Annotated in this window: 16 protein-coding genes; 7 read left to right on the top strand and 9 right to left on the bottom strand. The window is 71.6% G+C overall.

Annotated elements, in window-relative coordinates:
• Positions 1-4 precede the first annotated feature (4 nt).
• From ABZ928_RS24080 to ABZ928_RS24095, 4 genes are all read right to left on the bottom strand, one after another.
• Positions 5-1627, bottom strand: a complete 1623-nt coding sequence (locus tag ABZ928_RS24080; protein ID WP_361522507.1) for a protein kinase — start codon at positions 1625-1627, stop codon at positions 5-7.
• 57 nt (positions 1628-1684) lie between these two features.
• Positions 1685-3406, bottom strand: a complete 1722-nt coding sequence (locus tag ABZ928_RS24085) for a sulfite exporter TauE/SafE family protein (RefSeq protein ID WP_361522510.1) — start codon at positions 3404-3406, stop codon at positions 1685-1687.
• Positions 3403-4770: a tetratricopeptide repeat protein gene (locus ABZ928_RS24090; RefSeq protein ID WP_361522513.1), complete on the bottom strand. Its 1368-nt coding sequence runs from the start codon at positions 4768-4770 to the stop codon at positions 3403-3405. The genes ABZ928_RS24085 and ABZ928_RS24090 overlap by 4 nt, the downstream gene beginning before the upstream one ends.
• Positions 4771-4882: 112 nt before the next feature.
• The gene (locus ABZ928_RS24095) at positions 4883-6421 is read right to left on the bottom strand and encodes a DUF4331 domain-containing protein (protein ID WP_361522516.1); all 1539 of its coding nucleotides are present in this window, start codon (positions 6419-6421) and stop codon (positions 4883-4885) included.
• Between the two features lie 231 nt (positions 6422-6652).
• On the opposite strand from ABZ928_RS24095, the gene ABZ928_RS24100 reads away from it, so the two are divergent.
• The 3 genes from ABZ928_RS24100 (at position 6653) to ABZ928_RS24110 (ending at position 8409) form a co-directional block, all read left to right on the top strand.
• Positions 6653-7195, top strand: a complete 543-nt coding sequence (locus tag ABZ928_RS24100; protein WP_361522519.1) for a sigma-70 family RNA polymerase sigma factor — start codon at positions 6653-6655, stop codon at positions 7193-7195.
• Positions 7192-8013 carry an anti-sigma factor gene (locus tag ABZ928_RS24105; RefSeq protein ID WP_361522521.1) on the top strand — a complete coding sequence of 274 codons (822 nt, stop codon included), beginning with the start codon at positions 7192-7194 and terminating at the stop codon, positions 8011-8013. The genes ABZ928_RS24100 and ABZ928_RS24105 overlap by 4 nt, the downstream gene beginning before the upstream one ends.
• A 126-nt stretch (positions 8014-8139) precedes the next feature.
• Positions 8140-8409, top strand: a complete 270-nt coding sequence (locus tag ABZ928_RS24110) for a hypothetical protein (RefSeq protein WP_361522523.1) — start codon at positions 8140-8142, stop codon at positions 8407-8409.
• Between the two features lie 209 nt (positions 8410-8618).
• Here the strand turns inward: ABZ928_RS24110 and ABZ928_RS24115 are convergent, their stop codons facing one another.
• Positions 8619-9401, bottom strand: coding sequence for an ABC transporter permease (locus ABZ928_RS24115; RefSeq protein WP_361522526.1), 783 nt, complete (start codon positions 9399-9401; stop codon positions 8619-8621).
• Positions 9398-10345, bottom strand: a complete 948-nt coding sequence (locus ABZ928_RS24120; protein WP_361522529.1) for an ATP-binding cassette domain-containing protein — start codon at positions 10343-10345, stop codon at positions 9398-9400. The genes ABZ928_RS24115 and ABZ928_RS24120 overlap by 4 nt, the downstream gene beginning before the upstream one ends.
• A 62-nt stretch (positions 10346-10407) precedes the next feature.
• Between ABZ928_RS24120 and ABZ928_RS24125 the strand changes: the two genes are divergently transcribed.
• Entirely contained in the window at positions 10408-11127 is a 720-nt protein-coding gene (locus tag ABZ928_RS24125; protein ID WP_361522532.1) for a TetR/AcrR family transcriptional regulator C-terminal domain-containing protein, read from the top strand.
• Here the strand turns inward: ABZ928_RS24125 and ABZ928_RS24130 are convergent.
• From ABZ928_RS24130 to hmgA, 3 genes are read right to left on the bottom strand one after another with little or no spacing between them, the layout of a single operon-like run.
• Positions 11124-12281, bottom strand: coding sequence for a type ISP restriction/modification enzyme (locus tag ABZ928_RS24130; protein ID WP_361522535.1), 1158 nt, complete (start codon positions 12279-12281; stop codon positions 11124-11126). The genes ABZ928_RS24125 and ABZ928_RS24130 overlap by 4 nt on opposite strands.
• A 26-nt stretch (positions 12282-12307) precedes the next feature.
• Complete coding sequence (locus ABZ928_RS24135) at positions 12308-13057, bottom strand: GntR family transcriptional regulator (protein ID WP_361522538.1); 750 nt, start codon at positions 13055-13057, stop codon at positions 12308-12310.
• Positions 13058-13083: 26 nt separating this feature from the next.
• Positions 13084-14409, bottom strand: coding sequence for a homogentisate 1,2-dioxygenase (gene hmgA, locus ABZ928_RS24140; RefSeq protein ID WP_361522540.1), 1326 nt, complete (start codon positions 14407-14409; stop codon positions 13084-13086).
• 181 nt (positions 14410-14590) lie between these two features.
• Between hmgA and ABZ928_RS24145 the strand changes: the two genes are divergently transcribed.
• The 3 genes from ABZ928_RS24145 (at position 14591) to ABZ928_RS24155 (ending at position 18153) form a co-directional block, all read left to right on the top strand.
• Positions 14591-15184 carry a hypothetical protein gene (locus ABZ928_RS24145; protein WP_361522543.1) on the top strand — a complete coding sequence of 198 codons (594 nt, stop codon included), beginning with the start codon at positions 14591-14593 and terminating at the stop codon, positions 15182-15184.
• Positions 15181-15798: a TetR/AcrR family transcriptional regulator gene (locus ABZ928_RS24150; protein WP_361522546.1), complete on the top strand. Its 618-nt coding sequence runs from the start codon at positions 15181-15183 to the stop codon at positions 15796-15798. The genes ABZ928_RS24145 and ABZ928_RS24150 overlap by 4 nt, the downstream gene beginning before the upstream one ends.
• A gap of 117 nt (positions 15799-15915) precedes the next feature.
• Entirely contained in the window at positions 15916-18153 is a 2238-nt protein-coding gene (locus tag ABZ928_RS24155) for a molybdopterin oxidoreductase family protein (protein ID WP_361522548.1), read from the top strand.
• Positions 18154-18262: the final 109 nt, after the last annotated feature.

Consider the following 18262-nt stretch of genomic DNA (forward strand, 5'->3'; position numbering starts at 1 on the left):
TCCGTCACTCGGTGACCGTAGGAGAGGGGGAGGCCCCGTCCGTCGGGGTCTCCGTCTCACATGTCACCGAGAACGGCACCGAGTTGGATGTCTTGTGCTCCGGATCCCGGACCTCGACGCTGATCTCGTTCTCGAACGTCCCGCTGTCGTCGTACGTCGTCACGAACGCCTTGTCCTGCTGGGACCTGCCGCCCCCCTCGGGAAACCTCAGCGTCTTCCAGCCCTGGTCCATGACCTTGCCGTCCTTGGACTTCCAGCGGTACGTCACCTCCGCCGGCAACCGGCTCACCGTGATCGTCGCGGTGAAGGAGGGCGCCTCGGCCTCCGGCGGCGGACACGCCCCCGAGTACTCCGTGTTGGCACCCGAGAGCGTGACGGCGACGGTCTGCGTGGGCGGCGCACTGCTCGTGGGACCGCTGCTCCGCGTGCTCGCGGGTGGCGGCACCGCGGTGTCCCGCTCCGTCCCGGTCGGCGAAGTCCCCTGGTCCGTCTGGCTGGTGGTGTTCCCCGTGCCCGTGTTCCCGCCGTTGTCGTCACGGTTCAGCAGGGCGTACGTCAGTCCCGCGATCGCCAGCGCGAGGACGGCGAGGCCCGCGATCAGGACGACGGCGGCACGGCGGTTGCGGTCGGGCGGCTCGGAGGCGGTCCTGGAGGGGGCGGTCGGCGCGGCGGCCAGGGGAGCCACGGGGGTGGAGGGGGTCGTGCGGGCCGGCGGGAAGGGAGCCGTCGCAGGCTCCTGCGGATAGGCGGCGATCGTCGGGGCGTAGTGTCCGGACGGTGGCGTGTCCGCGCGCAGCGTGCCCCCGGCGCCGATGATCCGCAGCTCGTGCTCGGCACGCTCGGCCGACAGCCGCTCCGCCGGGTCCTTGCGCAGCAGGCCCTCGATGACGGGGGTGAGCGGACCGGCGCGGTACGGGGTCGGCAGCTCCTCGTCCACGATCGCGCGCAGGGTGCTGAGCGGGGTGTTCTGGCGGAACGGAGAGTTACCCTCGACCGCCGCGTACAGCAGCACACCCAGCGACCACAGATCCGACTCGGGACCCGGAGTGCGGCCCAACGCCCGTTCCGGGGCGAGGAATTCGGGCGAACCGATCACCTCGCCGGTCATCGTCAGCGCCGAACTCCCCTCCACCTGGGCGATCCCGAAGTCGGTGAGCACCACCCGGCCGTCGTTCGACAGCAGCACATTGGCCGGCTTCACATCCCGGTGCAGCACCCCCGCCTCGTGCGCGGCCCGCAGCGCGGCGAGGATCTCGGCACCGATGTGCGCGGCCCGCTGCGGCGCCAACGGGCCCTCCGCGTCCAGGACATCGGCGAGCGAGACACCGCGGACCAGCTCCATGACGATCCACGGCCGCCCGTCCTCGCTCGCCACGTCGTACACGGTCACCACATTGCGGTTGGAGATCCGCGCCGCCGCCCAGGCCTCGCGCTCGAGCCGGGCATACATCCGCTCGACGTCCGAGGCCAGCAGCCCCGAGGGCGCGCGCACCTCCTTCACAGCGACCTCGCGTTGCAGCACCTCGTCACGGGCGCGCCACACGGTTCCCATGCCGCCCTCGCCGAGCGGGGACAGGAGGCGGTAGCGGCCCGCGATCAGACGTTCACTGCCCGGTTCTTCGGACACGGGCGTCCCCCATTCGCAACTCCGCGTGACTTAGCGTCATTTCTCCCCAAAAGTAGCTCAGCCAAGTGCGGATGCCGCCCCCTTGAGCACCAATCCGGCCCCGAGCGCCACGACGAGCAGCGCCGATATCAGGGGAGCGGACCTGCGGACGAACCCCGTCACCGGATGCGTGGTCCAACGGGGGCGCCGGTCCAGCAGCCGGTTCATCCCGGTACCCAGCCTCACGACGGCGAACCCCGCCGCGGTGAGCGTGAGCGCCAGCCCGACCCCGTACGCGACGACGAGCAGGAACCCGAACCAGGCCTGCCCCAGCGCCATGGCCCCGACCAGCACCACGACCGCGGAGGGGCTGGGCACCAGCCCACCGGCGAACCCGAGAAGGATCGTGCCGCGGAGCGTGGGCGCCGTGGAGTGGCTGTGGGTGAAGCCGCCGTGGGTGTGCACGAGGGTGTGCGAGCGGGAGGGGGTGTGGGTGTGGGGGTGCGGGTGATCGTGCGGGTGGGGATGGTCGTGCGAGTGGCCGTGACCGTGGTCGTGACTGTGGCCATGGTCGTGGTCATGGTGGTGGTCGTGGTCATGGTGGTGGTCGTGCGCGGGAGCCGTCGCGGCGGCGGGAGTGTGCGCGGCGGCGGTCAGGACCAGCTCGCGCTCCGGTGTCGGCACGGGCTCGTGCGGGTGGTCATGGGTGTGCCCGTCCTCCGGCCCGTGACCAGGCCCGTGACCATGCCCATCCGTGTGCTCGTGCTTCCGCTGGTGCCACACCCGTCGTACGAGGGTCAGCCCCGCCCCGAGCACCAGCGCACCGCTCGCCACGCCCAGCCATGTGATGACCGAGGGCGCCGCGCCCGAACCGGCCGTCACCAGCAGGCCGAGGGCGACCACGCCGAGGGTGTGGGTCACCGTGACCGACGCGGCGAGGGGCATGACGTCCTTGAGGCGGGCCTTGCCGCCACGGGCCGCCGCCACCGCCGCCATCAGCGTCTTGCCATGGCCGGGTGCCAGCGCGTGCAGCGCGCCCAGGGCCACGGCGATGAAGAGGGCCAGCGCGGCGAAGCCGAAGGTGAGGTCGTGGCGGGCGACCAGGGAGTCCAGCGCCCGGGTCCAGCGGTCGGCGCCCCGGGGGAGGATCGAGGCGCCCGGGGCGTCCTCCCGCTCCTCGGTCAGGGCCGGGCCGCCGGGGCGTACGCGCAGCTGTGCCGTCGAGGTGTCGGCGGGGGAGGAGAGCAACTCCTGCGGGTAGCTGGTCAGTTCATGGGACACCGAGGTCTTCGGTACGTCCGACGCCGTGAGCGTCATCCGGTCGCCGCGGGCCGTGATCTCCCGCCAGCCGGGCCCCGTGTCCGAGCCCGCGCTGCGGAAGCCGAGGGACACGGTCGAGCCCTCGGGCAGCGGCGCGGTCAGCCGGCACTCCACCCGCAGGGTGTCGAGCCCGGCCTGCCCCGGCCGGAGCCGTGCCTTGCTGCTCCCCACGGTCAGCGCGACCTTGCCGCCGTCCACGGTGACCTTGCTGCCCCGCGCGGCCTTCGCGCAGCGCGCGGCGGCCCATGCGGTCATGCCCTGCTTCTCGATGTCGGGCTTGGCCTGGGTCGCCGGGATCTCGGCGAGGTCCTCGACGTGGTCGACGCGGAGCTGTCCGGGGGCGGCGACGAGACCGTCGTAACGGTTGACGGTGAAGTTGCCGAGGGGGTGCGCGCTCGCGGCCCCGGAGGGGAGGAGCACGAGCGCGCAGGCGGCCGTGAGGACGGCCGCCCCGGAGGCGATCAGCCGACGGGACTTCATTTGGCCGCCTCCAGGTCCTTGAGCGCCTTACGGGCCTCGCCGGCGCCCAGGGGCGAGAAGCCGGGGTTCAGCTTCAGCGCCGCCGCGAGGTGCGTGCGGGCGTCCTTCGCGTGGCCGGTGGCGCGTTCGATGACACCGCGGTGGTAGAGGAACGCGGCGCTGCGGTAGCCGGTCGCCGTGGCCTGCCGGGCGTACGGGAGGGCTTCCTCGTCCTCGCCGTTGACGTGCAGCGCCCAGGCGAGGGCGTCCGCGGTGTGCACGGTGTGCCGGCGCTCCCACTCGGCGCGGGCCGCGCGCAGCGCCGCCTTCTTGTCGCCGTGGTCGGCGGCGGCGAGCGCGGTGTCCAGGTCGGCGTTGACGCCGTTGGCGCGGGCGAGCGCGGTCCAGGCGTCGACGAGGGCGTACTGGTCGTCGGCCTTCGCCTTGTCGCCGCGCTCCTCGTACAGCTCGCCGAGCTCCACGAGCGGGCCGGGCAGCGGGTAGCGGGCGACGACGTCCTCCAGACCGCGCACCGCCCCCTCCTTGTCGCCGCTCGCGGCCTGCGCACGGGCGCGGCCCTCAAGGGCGGGGAGATAGGTGTCGTCGGCGGCCAGCGCCCGCGCGTAGTAGGTGAGGGCTTTCTCGTACTGGCCCTGGTTCCAGGCGAGTTGACCGAGCTGCGCGGCGACGTACGCCACGTCTCCCGGGGCCGACGCGGACACGAGGGCCTGCTTCAGCACCCGCTCCGCCGTGGTCACGTCGCCGCGCAGCTCATGGACGTACGCGAACCGCGTGAACACCGGGATGCCCGGCTTGCGCGAGTCGGCCGTGTCGGCGGCCTTCGCCGCGTCGCCGTACCGGCCGAGCTCGACGAGGGCGTCGATACGGGAGGAGAGCGCGCGCTCGTTGTAGGGGTTCTGCTTCAGGGTCCGGTCGGCGTACTTCAGGGCGTCCGCGAAGTCGTGCCGGGCGGCGGCGAGAGCGGCCTGCCCCGCGAGCCCCTGCTCGTTGTCGGGCTCCAGCTTCAGCGACCGCTTCAGCGCCTTCTCGGCCTGCGGATAGCGGGAGGGGTCGCCCTTGGTGCGGGCCTGCTCGACGTAGGCGAGGCCGAGGGTGGCCCAGCCGCCGAAGTCCCGCGGCTGCGACCGGAGATGCTCCTGGAGCGAGGCGATGCTCGCGTCCAGGTCACCCGAGGTGATCAGCGCCGGCGACACCGCACTCGGCGCCGCCGCCACCGTCGTACCGCCGTCGTCACGCAGGGCGCCGACGGCGATGGAACCGGCGGTGAGGGCAATGGCCAACAGAACGGCGGAACCACCGAGTTGCAAGGCACGCAGCCGCCGCCCGGTGGCCGGCGTCTCGTCGTCGTTCGTACCCGGGACCATCGCCCTCTCCTAGGAATGAGTTGCTCGGATGTGCGGCGCGGCCCGCGCCGTGGGGGATGAGTACGAGCGGGCCGCGCCAGTCAATGAGGGATGCGGGCAGATGCTTTACGGCCTAGTACGGCCGGGTCCGCATCCGACGCCACCACATGAGACCGGCACCGATCAGGGCGATACCCGCGGCCCCCGCACCGGCCGACGCGGCGACCAGCGTGGTGTCGTCCATGCCCCCACCGGAGGTACCCGCGGGCTGGAGCGCGTCACCGAGCTGGTTACGGACGTCGTTCCCACCGCTCGTCCCCTTGGCCAGCGCCCCCCGCGACCCCGCGGTCGGGTTCGCCAGGTACGGGAACGAGTGGCCGAACTTCTTGTCGTTCTTGTCGACCGCGTCGCCCAAGTCGTTCTTGGAACCGACCAGTTCACCCTCGACCACCTGAAGCGCGGCGTCGAGCACGTCGTCGGTGAGCCGACGCCCGTTCGGGAAGCCCGCGTTGTCGCCGTCGAGGACACCGAGCCGCTTGGGATCGGCGGCCGGCTTGATGGAGGTGTTGAGCCGCAGCTCCTCCGCGGGACGCACGTACGGCGGCTGGTTGAGCCCCTTGACGCCCTTCAGGAAGACGTCGACGAGGTCGTTGCGAGGCTCGGCGGGTGCCTTGATCTTGTAGATCGCCTCGATGAGCTTCGGCAGCTCCGGGTTGGTCACGTTCTTCAGGAAGTCCGCGTCGTTCCAGGGCGAGGACGCGTTGAACTTGTCCTTGTCCTTGAGCGGGTTGACGACCTCGTTGACCAGCGGCATGCCAAGGCGCGAGACCTGGCTGTAGTAGCCCTGCGCGTTCTTGCGCTGGGTCGTCGACCAGATGCCCACGATCGGCTGCTCGTGCGACTCGGTGATCATGTCCGTCGGCACCTGGAGGGCGACCGAGTTGACGTTGTAGCCCTTGAGGGTGTCCCGCCCGACCTCGGAGAGGTTCCCGCCGTAGAGCAGGTCGAAGACCCGCAGGTCCAGGAAGAACGGGTCGTCGGCCTGGCCGGCGAAGGTCGTGGAGCCGCCCGGCAGCTTGTAGATCGCCTGCTGGCGGAGCTTGTTGTAGTCCGGCATCGACGCTTTGCCGACGTTCGACGGCGCGACCGGCACATCGTCGGCGAGCTTCGTCTTCGACACCACGTGCTGCTTCTTCAGCTTGATGAGGTCGATGTCGTAGGTCTGCGTGATGTTGAGGTCCGGGTCGTCGAGGCTCTCGACGGGACCCGTGTTGTACAGGAACGTCTTGTCGTTCTTCGTGTGCGTCTTGAACGTGTAGCGGAAGAGCAGTTCGCCCTGCGCGTCACCGTTGTTGTCGATGTGGATGTCGTACTGGGCGTCCTCGGCGAACGTGAAGAAGTTCGGTCCGCCGGCGGGCTCCTCGAACGGGATCCAGTTCGCGATGATCGTCGTCGTGTCCGGCTTGTCCGGGCTGACGAACGCGTACACGTCGGTGTTGTCGTACTGCGGGTCCCCGGAGATGAGCGGGGCCTCCCGGTGACTGGAGGCGGAGGCCGCCCCCGGTTCCAGCGCGGTCACGCCGGCGGCTGCGAGCCCCCCGGCGGCCAGCGAAGCGCATATGAGGGTCGCGACGCTCCTGCGCCCCGCGCCGCTCCTGGAGATAGGTGTCATGCCGTCCGTCCTCAGTCCCAACTTGCCTGACGAACGCTGATTCGGAGCGGTCGGCAGGGTGGATTGGTCGAATCCCAAACGTTCTTACGGCGGATTGGGGATCATGTTTCATCGAACGGCGACCCGCGTTTTCGGCCCGCTGATCCGTAACCCCATCCGGAGGTGTGTGCGTTGCGAATACCTCGTGGGGCCGGACGGCCCAGATGCGGGTTTGCGGGAGGGGGAGGCGACTTGGAGGCGGACGAGCTTCTGGTGCTCGTCGCGGGCGGCGACCAGAAGGCATTCGAGGAGCTGTACGGAATGGTCTCCGGGCCGGTGTTCGGGTTGGTGCGCCGAGTGGTGCGGGATCCGGCCCAGTCGGAGGAGGTGTCCCAGGAAGTGCTGCTCGAACTCTGGCGGTCCGCCGCGCGGTTCGACCCGGGACGGGGCAGCGCCCTGTCCTGGATCCTCACCCTCGCCCACCGCCGGGCCGTCGACCGGGTGCGCAGCGCCCGCGCGGCCGGCGAGCGCGAGCTGCGGGTGGCCCGGCGGGGCAGCGGCCCCGCCTTCGACATGGTCACCGAGGAGGTCGAGGCCGGACTCGAACGCGAGTGGGTGCGCCACTGCCTGGAGCGGCTGACCGACCTCCAGCGGCAGTCCGTGACCCTCGCCTACTACGACGGCTACACGTACCGTGAAGTGGCCGAGCGGCTCTCGCTGCCGCTGGGTACCGTCAAGACCCGGATGCGCGACGGGCTCACCCGGCTGCGCGAGTGCCTGGGAGGTGTGGCGTGAGCCTGCTCGACAAACTGCTCCGCCGCGAGGACCCGCACTCGCTGGCCGCGCCCTACGCCCTCGACGCCCTGGAGCCCGCCGAGCGGGCCCGCTTCGAGAAGCACTTGAGGAACTGTCCGCTCTGCGCCGCCGAGGTCCGCGCCCTGACCGAGGACGCCGTGCGCCTCGCCTGGTCGACGGCCGCCCCGGCACCGGCCGCGATGCGGGACCGGGTGCTGGCCGCCGTACGCACCACGGCGCAGGAGCAGCCCGTGCAGCAGGGGCGGGTGCACGAGCCGCAGCTGCCGCCGCACGTCTGGGGCACCCAGGCGCCGCCCGCGCGCGCCCGCGCTCCCCGCGAGCGCCGGCCGCTGTTCGTGCCGTTTGCCACCGCCACCGCGGCCGCGGCCCTGGTGGTCGCCTCGCTGTTCGCGGTACAGGCGAACGACACCCGGGACCAGCTGAACGCGGAGAAGGCCAGGGCGAGTGAGATCGCCCACGTTCTGGCAGCTCCGGACGCCCGGGCGAGCACCGGCAAGGACGCGCGGGGCCGCAGTATCGGCGTCGTCGCGTCCGCGTCGGAAGGCCGGGCGGTCGTCACCCTCAGCGGATACGACGACATCCCGGCGGACCGCGTGAACCAGCTGTGGCTCATGCGCCCCGGCGCGCAACCGCGCTCCCTCGGGCTCTTCGACGCCGACACGCCCTTGGTCACCTCCGGTCTCGACAAGTCCTCGACGTCACTGGCTGTAACCGTCGAGCCCGACGGGGGCTCAGCACAGCCCACTACCCAGCCAGTTGTCCAACTCGCCCTGAAATCGGTTGGATTCGGAGAGTAACCGGGGAGGGGTCGTCAACACCCTTACGGGGAAGGTGAATCCTGTGACCGCGATACACGAGTGCCCCCTGGGGGCGATAGGGTTACCCTGCCCGGGCCGGGTGGACTCGTACGGGTGGGGAGTGACATGGAACAGATAACAGTGCGCAGCAGGGCGAGGGTCCCTGCGATCACGTGCGGGAGCAGCGCGACCAGTTCGCGCCTCGACCGTCATCTCTCGGTGCTGGGCGGCCCCGCCATCCCGCAGCGCGAGGCGGCCGAGGCGACCTCGTTGATGCGTGAGCTGACCGCTCGTGAGCCCGCGCAGAACCGCAGCGACCAGGGTGTGCGCGTCCGTCGCGTCTCGCTCTTCGCCCCGCTGCGTCGACTGCGCCGGTCGCTGTTCGGCGGGCGCTAGCCCGCACGCTCAGGCGTTTCCGAACCCGCGCCCGGCCGGCCGTGCCGCACCGGCGCCGCGCCGCGATCCTGTCCGTCATCCCCACGGCATGCGGCGGCGCCAGGCACGTCCCTCGGGCGCGGGTGCCCCACCCACCCCGCTCGAACACACCGACAAGGCCCGCCAGTTGGGCCGACTGCCCGCCGAAGTCACCCTCGACGGGCCGTAGTTCAGCGCTCCCCGCGCGTGTACCGGCGTACGGCGAGGGTCCCGCACCCGCCGATCAGCACCGCACACCACAGCAGTGACCCGGCGACCGGGTGTGCCACCGGCCAGGCGGCCCCCTCCGGGACCGGCGCGTTGCCGAAGAGATCCCGTACGGCCGTGGTGACCGCGCTGATCGGATTCCACTCGGCGAGCGTGCGCAGCCAGCCCGGCATGCCGTCCACCGGGATGTACGCGTTGGACAGCAGCGGCAGCATGAAGGTCGCCCCGCCCAGCTGCCCGGCGGCCTCCTCGCTGCGGGAGACGAGCCCCAGCAGGATCCCCACCCAGGTCGCGGCCAGCCGGAAGAGCAGCAACAGCCCGAACGCGCCCACCGCTCCGGCCCAGCCGCCCTCCACCCGCCAGCCCATCGCGCACCCCACCAGCAGCAGCGGCACCAGCCCGACCGCCGTCACCAGCAGATCGGCCGCGGCCTGTCCGACCGGCACCGCCGCGCGGCTGATCGGCAGCGTGCGGAAGCGGTCCGTCACCCCGCGATGGGAGTCCGCGGCGGCGGTGAACATCCCCGTCATGACCCCGTTCGCGACGGTCGCGACCAGCATCCCCGGCACCAGGAACGCCCGGTACTCCGCACCCGGCATGGCGAGGGCGCTGCCGAGGACATAGCCGAAGAACAGCAGGAACACGATCGGCATCGTCTGCGTCATCACCGTGATCGCGGGCGCGTGCCGCACCCTCTGGAGATGCCGGCCAAGGACCGCCGTACCGTCGTGGATCACCGCGCTCATGCGGCGGCCTCCTCTCGGGCGGTGAGGCGCAGAAACACCTCGTCGAGGGTGGGCGGGCGCAGACTCGCGTCCACCACCGGCACCCGGCCGGCGTCCAGTTCGCGGACGATGCGGGGGAGAGTGAGGGCCGCGTCGAGGACCACCGCGCCCGCGGTGCGCCGCTCGGGGTCCAGCACCGGCTGTGCGCCGGTCAGTTGGTCGAGGACCACGGCGGCGGCGTGCAGCGCGGCGGTGCCGGCGTCCTCGGCGACGACCACTTCGGCGTACCGCCCTGTCTGGGCCTTGAGCTCGGCCGGGGTGCCCTGGTGGGCGGTCCGCCCCTCGTCGATCAGCACGACACGGTCGGCCAGCCGGTCGGCCTCCTCCAGATACTGCGTGGTCAGCAGCACGGTCGTCCCCTCGCTCACCAACTCCCGCACGGCGGCCCAGATCTCGTTCCTGCTGTGCGGATCGAGCCCGGTCGTCGGCTCGTCCAGGAACAGCACGGAGGGCCGCGTCACGAGGCTCGCGGCGAGGTCGAGGCGGCGGCGCATCCCGCCCGAGTACGTGCGCGCGGGCCGGTCGGCGGCACCGGTCAGTCCGAACCGTTCGAGGAGTTCATCGGCGCGGCCTCGCGGGGTGCGCAGGAGACGGGCGAACAGGCGGAGGTTCTCGGCGCCGGTGAGATCGCCGTCCACCGAGGCGTACTGCCCGGTGACCGCGATCCGCCGACGCACCTGATCGGCCTCGCGCACCACGTCGTACCCGGCGACCCGGGCCGTCCCGGCGTCCGGCCGCAGCAGCGTGGTCAGCACCCGGACCGCGGTCGTCTTCCCCGCGCCGTTCGGCCCGAGCAGCCCGCAGACCGTGCCCTCCTCGACCGCGAGATCGAGCCCGCGCAGCGCGTGGACCTCGCGGAAGCGACGCTCCAGACCTTCACTAAGTACAGCGTACGTAGAAGTCATACGGGCACGGTACCCCACTATGTACGCTGTACGTAACTACGATGGTGGGGAGGTGATGATCAATGGCGGGCCGAGCGGCCGAACCCGAGGTGATCTGGGCGCGCCCCGAGCGCACGGGCCGAGGCCCGAAACCGGCGTACAGCCGTGCGGACATCGCCGCGGCGGCGGTCCGTGTCGCCGACGCGGACGGGCTGGACGCGGTGTCGATGCGGCGGGTGGCGGCGGAGATCGGCTGCGGCACGATGTCGCTGTACAACTACGTGCCGCGCAAGGAGGACCTCTACGAGCTGATGGTCGATCTGATCAGCGGCGAGTACGAGTGGGCCGGTGAGCCGAGCGGGGACTGGCGGGCCGACCTGCTCGACTTCGCGCGTCAGGCTCGCGGGATCATGCGGCGGCATCCGTGGGTGGTGCGGGTGATGTCCACCGCGTACGCCATCAGCCCGAACGCCCTGCGGGTGCTGGACCGGGTACTGGCCTGTCTGGAGGGGCTCGATGCGCCGGCCGGGACCAAGCTCGAACTGTTCGGGATGGTCAATGGGTCGGTGATGACGTTCGTCGCCAACGAGCAGGCCATCGCCGAGCGGACGCGGTCGGTGCCGTGGTCGGCGGAGCGGGAGGAGGCGGTGCGGGGGGCGTACATGATGGGGCAGGTCATGGGGGGTGGGTATCCGCACCTGGCGGCGCTGTTCGCGGAGGGGGTGGCTCCGCCGGACGACCCGGAGGGGGCGTTCGACCGCATGCTCGGGCGGTTGTTGGACTCCTTCGAGCCCAAGAACTAGATCAGCCCCAACTGGCCTTCTGGGCCCTCCTCATGGTGGTCCAGGACCGAGGCTGGTTTCCTTGCCTGCTCCGGGACCGGGAAGACCCCCGCCTTCCGCAACTCCGTCGCCGTGATCCGGCCCGTCACCGTCAACTCGTCCTGCTGCTGGGTCACTTCCGCGATCAGAGCCAGGATCGTGATCAGTTCCAGCAGTTCCGATGTCCAGGTCTGCGGCCAGGTCGTCGGGCGGATCGCCGCCAGCGTGCCCGGCTCCGGGTCCGTCGTCCTCGTCGTGAACCACTCCTCCAGGACGCGCACGCCGCCCACCTCGAAGTCCCAGGCCTCGGGCGGGACGGGGGAGATGCGGCCCTCGTCGAGGTGGAGGGTCTCCTCGTCGCGGTCGTAGTGGAGGCCGAGGGGGCGGGTGGGGAGCGGGGCGCGGACGTAGGGGCGGCGGCCGCCGGGGAGTTTGGGGCGGTCGCCGTCGCGGCGCATCAGCCAGAGGAGGCGGTGGCCCGACTCGGTGCCCTGGGACCAGAGTTCGGGGTCGTCCGTCAGAGGGACAGTGAGGTCGGGGCGGACGGCGGTGAGGGTCCAGGCGAGGAAGTCCGCCGGTTCCACCGGGCGGCCCAGCCGCTCGCTCAGGTGGGCCAACAGGCCTGGTGCCAGGTTGGGTTCCGCTCCGTCCGGGCGGCGGAACAGCGGGCGGATGCGGCCGGGGCGGAGCAGGGGGAGCAGGGACGTGGCGATCAGGATCGGGCCGGGGCCGCCCGACGTCTCGGCCACGAAGACCTGGTGGTCGTCCGCCACACGCCACAACTCCGGCCGGGCCGTGTCGATCAGGCGGTGGTCGGGGATCAGCCAGTGCTCGTCGAAGGGGGCGTGCAGGACGCGTACGGGCTCCGGGCAGGGGCCGGTCGCGCGGGCCAGCTTCTCCGTGCCGCCCGACTGGCCCGGCAGTTGCCCCACCGCCGAACGCAGGGTGCGGGAGCGGGTGGGCTCGAACAGGGCCTCCCGGTCCGGGCCCTCGGCCTTCAGCAGGGCGTCCCAGCGGGCCTTCAGGGATGCCGGGTCGGGGCCCGTCGGCCACCCCCGGCCCAGCCGTGGCGGTGCGACGGACCACGGCATGAGGTCCGCGAGCAGCGGAGCGTCGTCGTGCGTCACGCTGGGCATCGTACGACTTGGCGATGACACCGGGGTCAGTTGGCTTCCAAGGTCACCGTGAAGGAGAAGCGGTCGCCCCGGTAGTGGATCACCGCCACGTCCAGCACCCGGCCCTCCCCGTCGTAGGTCACCCCCGTGTAGTGCAGGATCGGGCTCAGCAGCGGCACTTGGAGCAGCTGGGCCGTCTCCGGGTCCGCGAGCCGTGCCTCCACCGTGTCCGTGATGCGGCTGATGTCCGCCCCGACGGCGTCCCGCAGCACCTTGGTCATCGGCCAGCGGATCAGATCGTCGGGGTCGATACGCGCGGCGAGTTCGGGCCGGATCCAGTTGCGGGCGTGGTTGGTCGGCTCGCCCGTCTTCTCGTCGCCTCGCAGGCGGTGGTACGTCGCCAACTCGTCCAGGTCGGGGAAGTGCTCGGCGAGTTCGGCCGGGACCGGGCCCTTGCCGTGGTCGAGCAGTTCTGTGGTCATGCCCGACTGCTGGGCGACGATCGCGTCCACCGAGCCGAGAAGCCGGACCGGGGCGCCCCGCAGCGCGTGCGGCTCGATGAACGTGCCGCGTCTGCGGTGGCGCGAGATCAGCCCCTCGTCCTCCAGCTCCTTCAGCGCCTGCCGCATGGTCAGCACGCTCACCCCGTAATGGCCCGCCAACTGCTCCTCGGTGGGCAGTCGCAGCGGATCCCGTGGCGAGCGGCCCAGTATCGAGGCGCGCAGCGACTGCGAGACCTGGTACCAGAGCGGCAGCTTGCGGTTCAGGACGATCGAGTCCGGGGCGAAGGAGGTCACGGGCTATCCGTACCGGTCGTCGACGATCAGTGCAACGGGCGGAAGTGGCGTTCAAGTCCCTTCCATACGTCGTCGTAGTGCCGTTGCAGATGGTCCGCCTGCGCCGCGTGCGCGGTGAGCGTCACCGGCCACCGCGTCTCGAACATGAACGCCAGCCCGTCGTCGACCTTCTGGGGCTTCAGCTCGGCCGCGCTCGCCCGGTCGAACGTCTCCCGGTCGGGACCGTGCGCCGACATCATGTTGTGCAGCGAGCCGCCGCCCGGCACGAAACCCCCCTTTCCGGCAGTCTTCGCGTCGTACGCGCCCTCGATCAGGCCCATGTACTCGCTCATCACGTTCCGGTGGAAGTACGGCGGCCGGAAGGTGTCCTCGCCCACCAGCCAGCGCGGCGCGAAGACCACGAAGTCCACGCCGGCCAGGCCCGGGGTGTCCGACGGGGACGTCAGCACCGTGAAGATCGACGGGTCGGGATGGTCGTACGAGATGGTCCCGATGACGTTGAAGCGGCGCAGGTCGTAGACGTAGGGGACGTGGTTGCCGTGCCAGGCGACCACGTCGAGCGGGGAGTGGTCGTAGGTCGCCGTCCAGAGGTTGCCGCAGAACTTGTTGACCACCTCGACCGGGCCGTCGGTGTCCTCGTAGGCGGCCACGGGGGCTTTGAAGTCACGGGCGTTGGCGAGGCCGTTGGCGCCGATCGGGCCCAGGTCGGGGAGCTGGAAGGGGGCGCCGTAGTTCTCGCAGACGTAGCCGCGGGCCGAGGCGTCCAGCAGCTCCACCCGGAAGCGGACCCCGCGCGGGATGAGGGCCACCTGGCCGGGCTCGGCGTGCAGCAGGCCGAACTCGGTGCGCAGCAGGAGGCCGCCCCGCTCGGGGACGATCAGGAGCTCGCCGTCGGCGTCGCTGAAGACGCGGTCCATGGAGTCGGTGGCGTGGTAGAGGTGCACGGCCATGCCGGTGCGCTGGGTCACGTCGCCGTTGCCGCCCAGGGTCCACAGGCCGGCCAGGAAGTCGGTGCCCTCCGTCGGCTCCGGGAGGGGGTTCCAGCGCAGCCGGTTCGGGTCGGGGACCGACTCCGTGAAGGGGGCCGTACGCACCCAGCCGTTGTGGGTGTGGGTGAACGCCGGGTGGGCGGCCGAGGGGCGGATCCGGTACAGCCAGGAGCGGCGGTTGTGGGCGCGGGGCTCGGTGAACGCCGAACCGCTGAGCTGCTCCGCGTAGAGGCCGAGGGGGGCTCGCTGGGGTGAGTTGCGGCCCTCGGGCAGTGCGCCGGGGACGGCCTCCGAGCTGTGCTCGTTGCCGAAACCGGAGAGGTAGGCCAGTCCCTCGGCGGTCTTCCGCGCGTCCCCGCTCATCGATCGCTCCCTTGCGACTCTGTCCCGCGTTCATTCCTATGTATCACCGTAGGATTGCGGTTTCGGGGGCGCAAGAGGTCCGGAAGGAGTGCTTTCCGTCGGTGGGCCTCCTCATCAGGGAGGAGGAGAACCCGACTCCAGGGGGATCCGACTTTCGGACCGTTGTTCTAGTCTCCGGGGCATGTCGTGGACGCGGGCACTTCTGGCTGCGCTCGCGGTCTGTGTCCTGCTGCTGACCGGAACCGTGAGCTGCGATTCCGGCGACCCCGGGAAACCGGAGCAGATGGCGTCGCCGTCGCCGGTGGGCAAGGTCCTCGACGACACCGACGAGGAGGGCCGGCACTACCGCGAGGTGGACGGCAAGGACGCCCCCGAGGTGGACATTGAGGTGCAGCCGGACGCCGACGACAGCTGGGACGTACGGCTGACCGTGCACAACTTCCGCTTCTCGCCCACCGGCGTCAAGCCGAAGGCGGTCGAGGGGCGTGGCCTCGTCTATCTCTTCGTCGACGGGCGGCTGGTCTCCCGGCTGCGCAACCCGGACTGCCGCATCCCGGGCGAGCTCGTCCCGCGCGGCACCCACACCGTCACCGCACGGCTCTACGCCGACGACGGCACGGTCTGGGCGGTCGACGGCGACCCCGTCGAGAGCGCCGCCGACATCACGGCGTCGGGTGCGGAGACCTCCGTCACCCCCTCCGCACTGAGTGCACCGGGCAACGATCTCCGTACAGGGGGGCGAGGTTCACCGGACCCCGGCGGAAAGGCATCATGAAGCCCGTGCCCCACGCGACATCGCTACGCCGAGCGCCCGTGCAGCGGCGCAGCGCCGAACGGCTGACCAGGATCCTCGACGCCTGCGCCGACCTCCTCGACGAGGTCGGCTACGACGACCTGAGCACCCGGGCCGTGGCCCAGCGCGCGGGCGTCCCCATCGGTTCCGTCTACCGCTTCTTCGGCAACAAACGGCAGATGGCCGACGCCCTCGCCCAGCGCAACCTGGAGCGGTTCACCGCCCGGGTCACCGAGCGCCTCAAAGGCGCGGCGGGCGGCGGCTGGCGGGCCGCGATGGACGCGGTCCTCGACGAGTACCTCGCCATGAAGCGCACCGCCCCCGGCTTCTCCCTCGTCGACTTCGGCAACCAGATCCCGGTCGGCGCGCGCCACGCCGAACCGAACCACCGTGTCGCCGACCGGCTCACCGACCTGCTCTCCGGATACATCGACCGGGAGCCGGACGAGGATCTGCGGCGGACCTTCCTGATCGCCGTCGAGACCGCGGACACGCTGGTGCATCTGGCGTTCCGGGTGGCTCCGGAGGGGGACGAGCGGATCATCGAGGAGGCTCGGGAGATGCTGCGGGCGTATCTGGCGCGGGTGCTGGACTGAGGGGCGGCCACCTCTCCTCCATCGACGGTCGGCCACTTCACATCTCGCCGGCCCTCCCCTCCATGCCTACCGGTCGGTATGCTCGCGGGGACAGGCACCGTTGCCCCGGGAGGACCCGTGTCCCGCACCGCTCTCCGTATCTGCCCCCTGTGCGAGGCCACCTGCGGCCTGACGCTCACCATCGAGGGGACCCAGGTCACCGGCGCCCGAGGTGACCGCGACGACGTGTTCAGCAAGGGGTTCATCTGCCCCAAGGGCGCCTCCTTCGGGGCCGTCGACGGGGACCCCGACCGGCTGCGCGCCCCGCTCGTCCGCAGGGACGGCGAGCTGCGCGAGGCCACCTGGGAGGAGGCATTCGACGCGGTCGCCGCCGGGATCCGGCCGGTCGTCGAGCGGTACGGACCGAACTCTGTGGGCGTCGTCCTGGGCAACCCCAACGTGCACACCATGGCCGGTGCCCTCTACCCGCCGGTGCTGCTCGCCGGGCTCGGCACCCGCAGCGTCTTCACCGCCTCGACGGTCGACCAGATGCCCAAGCACGTCTCCAGCGGCCTCCTCTTCGGCGACGCCAACGCGATCCCCGTCCCCGACCTCGACCGCACCGACCATCTGCTGCTGATCGGCGCCAACCCCCTGGAGTCCAACGGGAGTCTGTGCACCGCCCCCGACTTCCCCGGCAAGCTCAAGGCCCTCAAGGCCCGCGGCGGCACCCTCACCGTCATCGACCCGCGCCGCACCCGCACCGCCAAGCTCGCCGACCGCCACCTCGCGATCCGCCCCGGCACGGACGCACTGCTCCTCGCGGCGATGGCGTACACGCTCTTCGAGGAAGACCTCGTGGACACCGGGGAGTTGGTGCCTCACCTGCTCGGTCTCGACGAACTCCGCGCGGAGGTACGGGACTTCACCCCCGAGGCCGTCGCCGAGGCCTGTGACATCGACGCCGGCACCATCCGCGTCCTCGCCCGCGAGCTCGCCGCCGCTCCCACCGCCGCCGTCTATGCCCGCATCGGCAGCTGCACCGTCCCGCACGGCACGCTGGCCAGCTGGCTCGTCGACGTGCTGAACATCCTGACGGGGAACCTCGACCGGCCCGGCGGCGCGCTCTTCCCGCAGGCCGCCACCGACCGCACACCCCGGCCCGCCGGACCCAGCCACGGCTTCGCGCTCGGCCGCTGGCGCTCCCGGGTCAGCCGGCACCCCGAGGCCAAGGGCGAGCTGCCGATCTCCGCGCTCGCCGAGGAGATCGACACCGCGACCCCCGAGGGCGAGCCGATCCGGGCGCTGATCGCGGTCGCCTCCAACCCCGTGCTGTCGGTGCCCGACGGCGACCGGCTCGACAAGGCGCTCGACTCGCTCGACTTCATGGTCAGCGTCGACCCCTATCTCAACGAGACCTCCCGCCACGCCGACGTCGTACTGCCCCCGCCGCCGCCCTCCCAGAGCCCGCACCACGACTTCGCCTTCAACACCCTCGCCGTCCGCAACCAGGTTCGCTACAACCGCCCGGCCGTCCCGCTGGAGCCCGGCCGGATGGCCGAGACGGAGATCCTGGCCCGGCTGGTCCTCGCCGCGACCGGCATGCACGGCGCCGACCCGTCGGCCGTCGACGACCTGGTCGTCGGGCAGACCCTCGGCAAGGCGGTCAAGGAGACGTGGTCCCCGGTGTTCGGGCGGGACCCGCAGGAGCTCGCGTCCCAGCTCACCGGCGTCAGCGGCCCCGAGCGGCGGCTCGACATGATGCTGCGCCTCGGTCCGTACGGCGACGGGTTCGGCGTACGCCCCGACGGGCTGACCCTGGAGCGGCTGCTCGCGCATCCGCACGGCATCGACCTCGGGCCGCTCGCGTCGCGGCTGCCGCAGCCGCTGAAGACGCGCAGCGGGAAGGTCGAGCTGCTGGCGCGGCCGATTGTCGACGATCTTCCGCGGCTGCGGCAGGCCCTCGCCGAGCGGCCCGAGGGACTCGTCCTCGTCGGGCGCCGCCATCTGCGGTCCAACAACAGCTGGATGCACAACGTCCCCGCGCTCACCGGCGGCACCAACCGCTGCACCCTGCACATCCACCCCGAGGACGCCGAACGGCTGGGCGTGGCGGACGGGGCGGCCGTGCGGGTGAAGGGGGCCGGGGGAGAGGTGATCGCCCCCGCCGAGGTCACGGACGGCGTGCGCCCCGGCGTGGTCAGCCTGCCGCACGGCTGGGGTCACGACCGCCCCGGCACCCGCCTCAACCACGCCCTGAAGGAGCCCGGCGTCAACGTCAACCAGCTCCTCGACGGCAGCCTGCTCGACCCTCTGTCAGGCAACGCCGTCCTCAACGGCGTACCGGTCGAACTGGCCACCGTGGCGGCGCTGTGAGCAGCGCAAAGCTGTGACCTGGGGTTTTGCGCTTATTGCTCGCACGTCAACGTCTTGTTAACGCCACTTGAAGAGACCTAACGTCATCGCACCGCCGGCCCTGGTGGGA

The sequence above is a fragment of the Streptomyces sp. NPDC046909 genome, from assembly GCF_040644695.1.
Taxonomy (GTDB): Bacteria; Actinomycetota; Actinomycetes; order Streptomycetales; family Streptomycetaceae; genus Streptomyces.

Excerpts from the sequence above, each read along its gene's own strand:
- ABZ928_RS24110 (WP_361522523.1), top strand. The coding sequence starts at position 8,140 with ATGGAACAGATAACAGTGCGCAGCAGGGCGAGGGTCCCTGCGATCACG.
- ABZ928_RS24150 (WP_361522546.1), top strand. The coding sequence starts at position 15,181 with ATGAAGCCCGTGCCCCACGCGACATCGCTACGCCGAGCGCCCGTGCAG.
- hmgA (WP_361522540.1), bottom strand. The coding sequence starts at position 14,409 with ATGAGCGGGGACGCGCGGAAGACCGCCGAGGGACTGGCCTACCTCTCC.
- ABZ928_RS24095 (WP_361522516.1), bottom strand. The coding sequence starts at position 6,421 with ATGACACCTATCTCCAGGAGCGGCGCGGGGCGCAGGAGCGTCGCGACC.
- ABZ928_RS24085 (WP_361522510.1), bottom strand. The coding sequence starts at position 3,406 with ATGAAGTCCCGTCGGCTGATCGCCTCCGGGGCGGCCGTCCTCACGGCC.
- ABZ928_RS24090 (WP_361522513.1), bottom strand. The coding sequence starts at position 4,770 with ATGGTCCCGGGTACGAACGACGACGAGACGCCGGCCACCGGGCGGCGG.
- ABZ928_RS24130 (WP_361522535.1), bottom strand. The coding sequence starts at position 12,281 with ATGCCCAGCGTGACGCACGACGACGCTCCGCTGCTCGCGGACCTCATG.
- ABZ928_RS24120 (WP_361522529.1), bottom strand. The coding sequence starts at position 10,345 with ATGACTTCTACGTACGCTGTACTTAGTGAAGGTCTGGAGCGTCGCTTC.
- ABZ928_RS24125 (WP_361522532.1), top strand. The coding sequence starts at position 10,408 with ATGGCGGGCCGAGCGGCCGAACCCGAGGTGATCTGGGCGCGCCCCGAG.
- ABZ928_RS24145 (WP_361522543.1), top strand. The coding sequence starts at position 14,591 with ATGTCGTGGACGCGGGCACTTCTGGCTGCGCTCGCGGTCTGTGTCCTG.
- ABZ928_RS24115 (WP_361522526.1), bottom strand. The coding sequence starts at position 9,401 with ATGAGCGCGGTGATCCACGACGGTACGGCGGTCCTTGGCCGGCATCTC.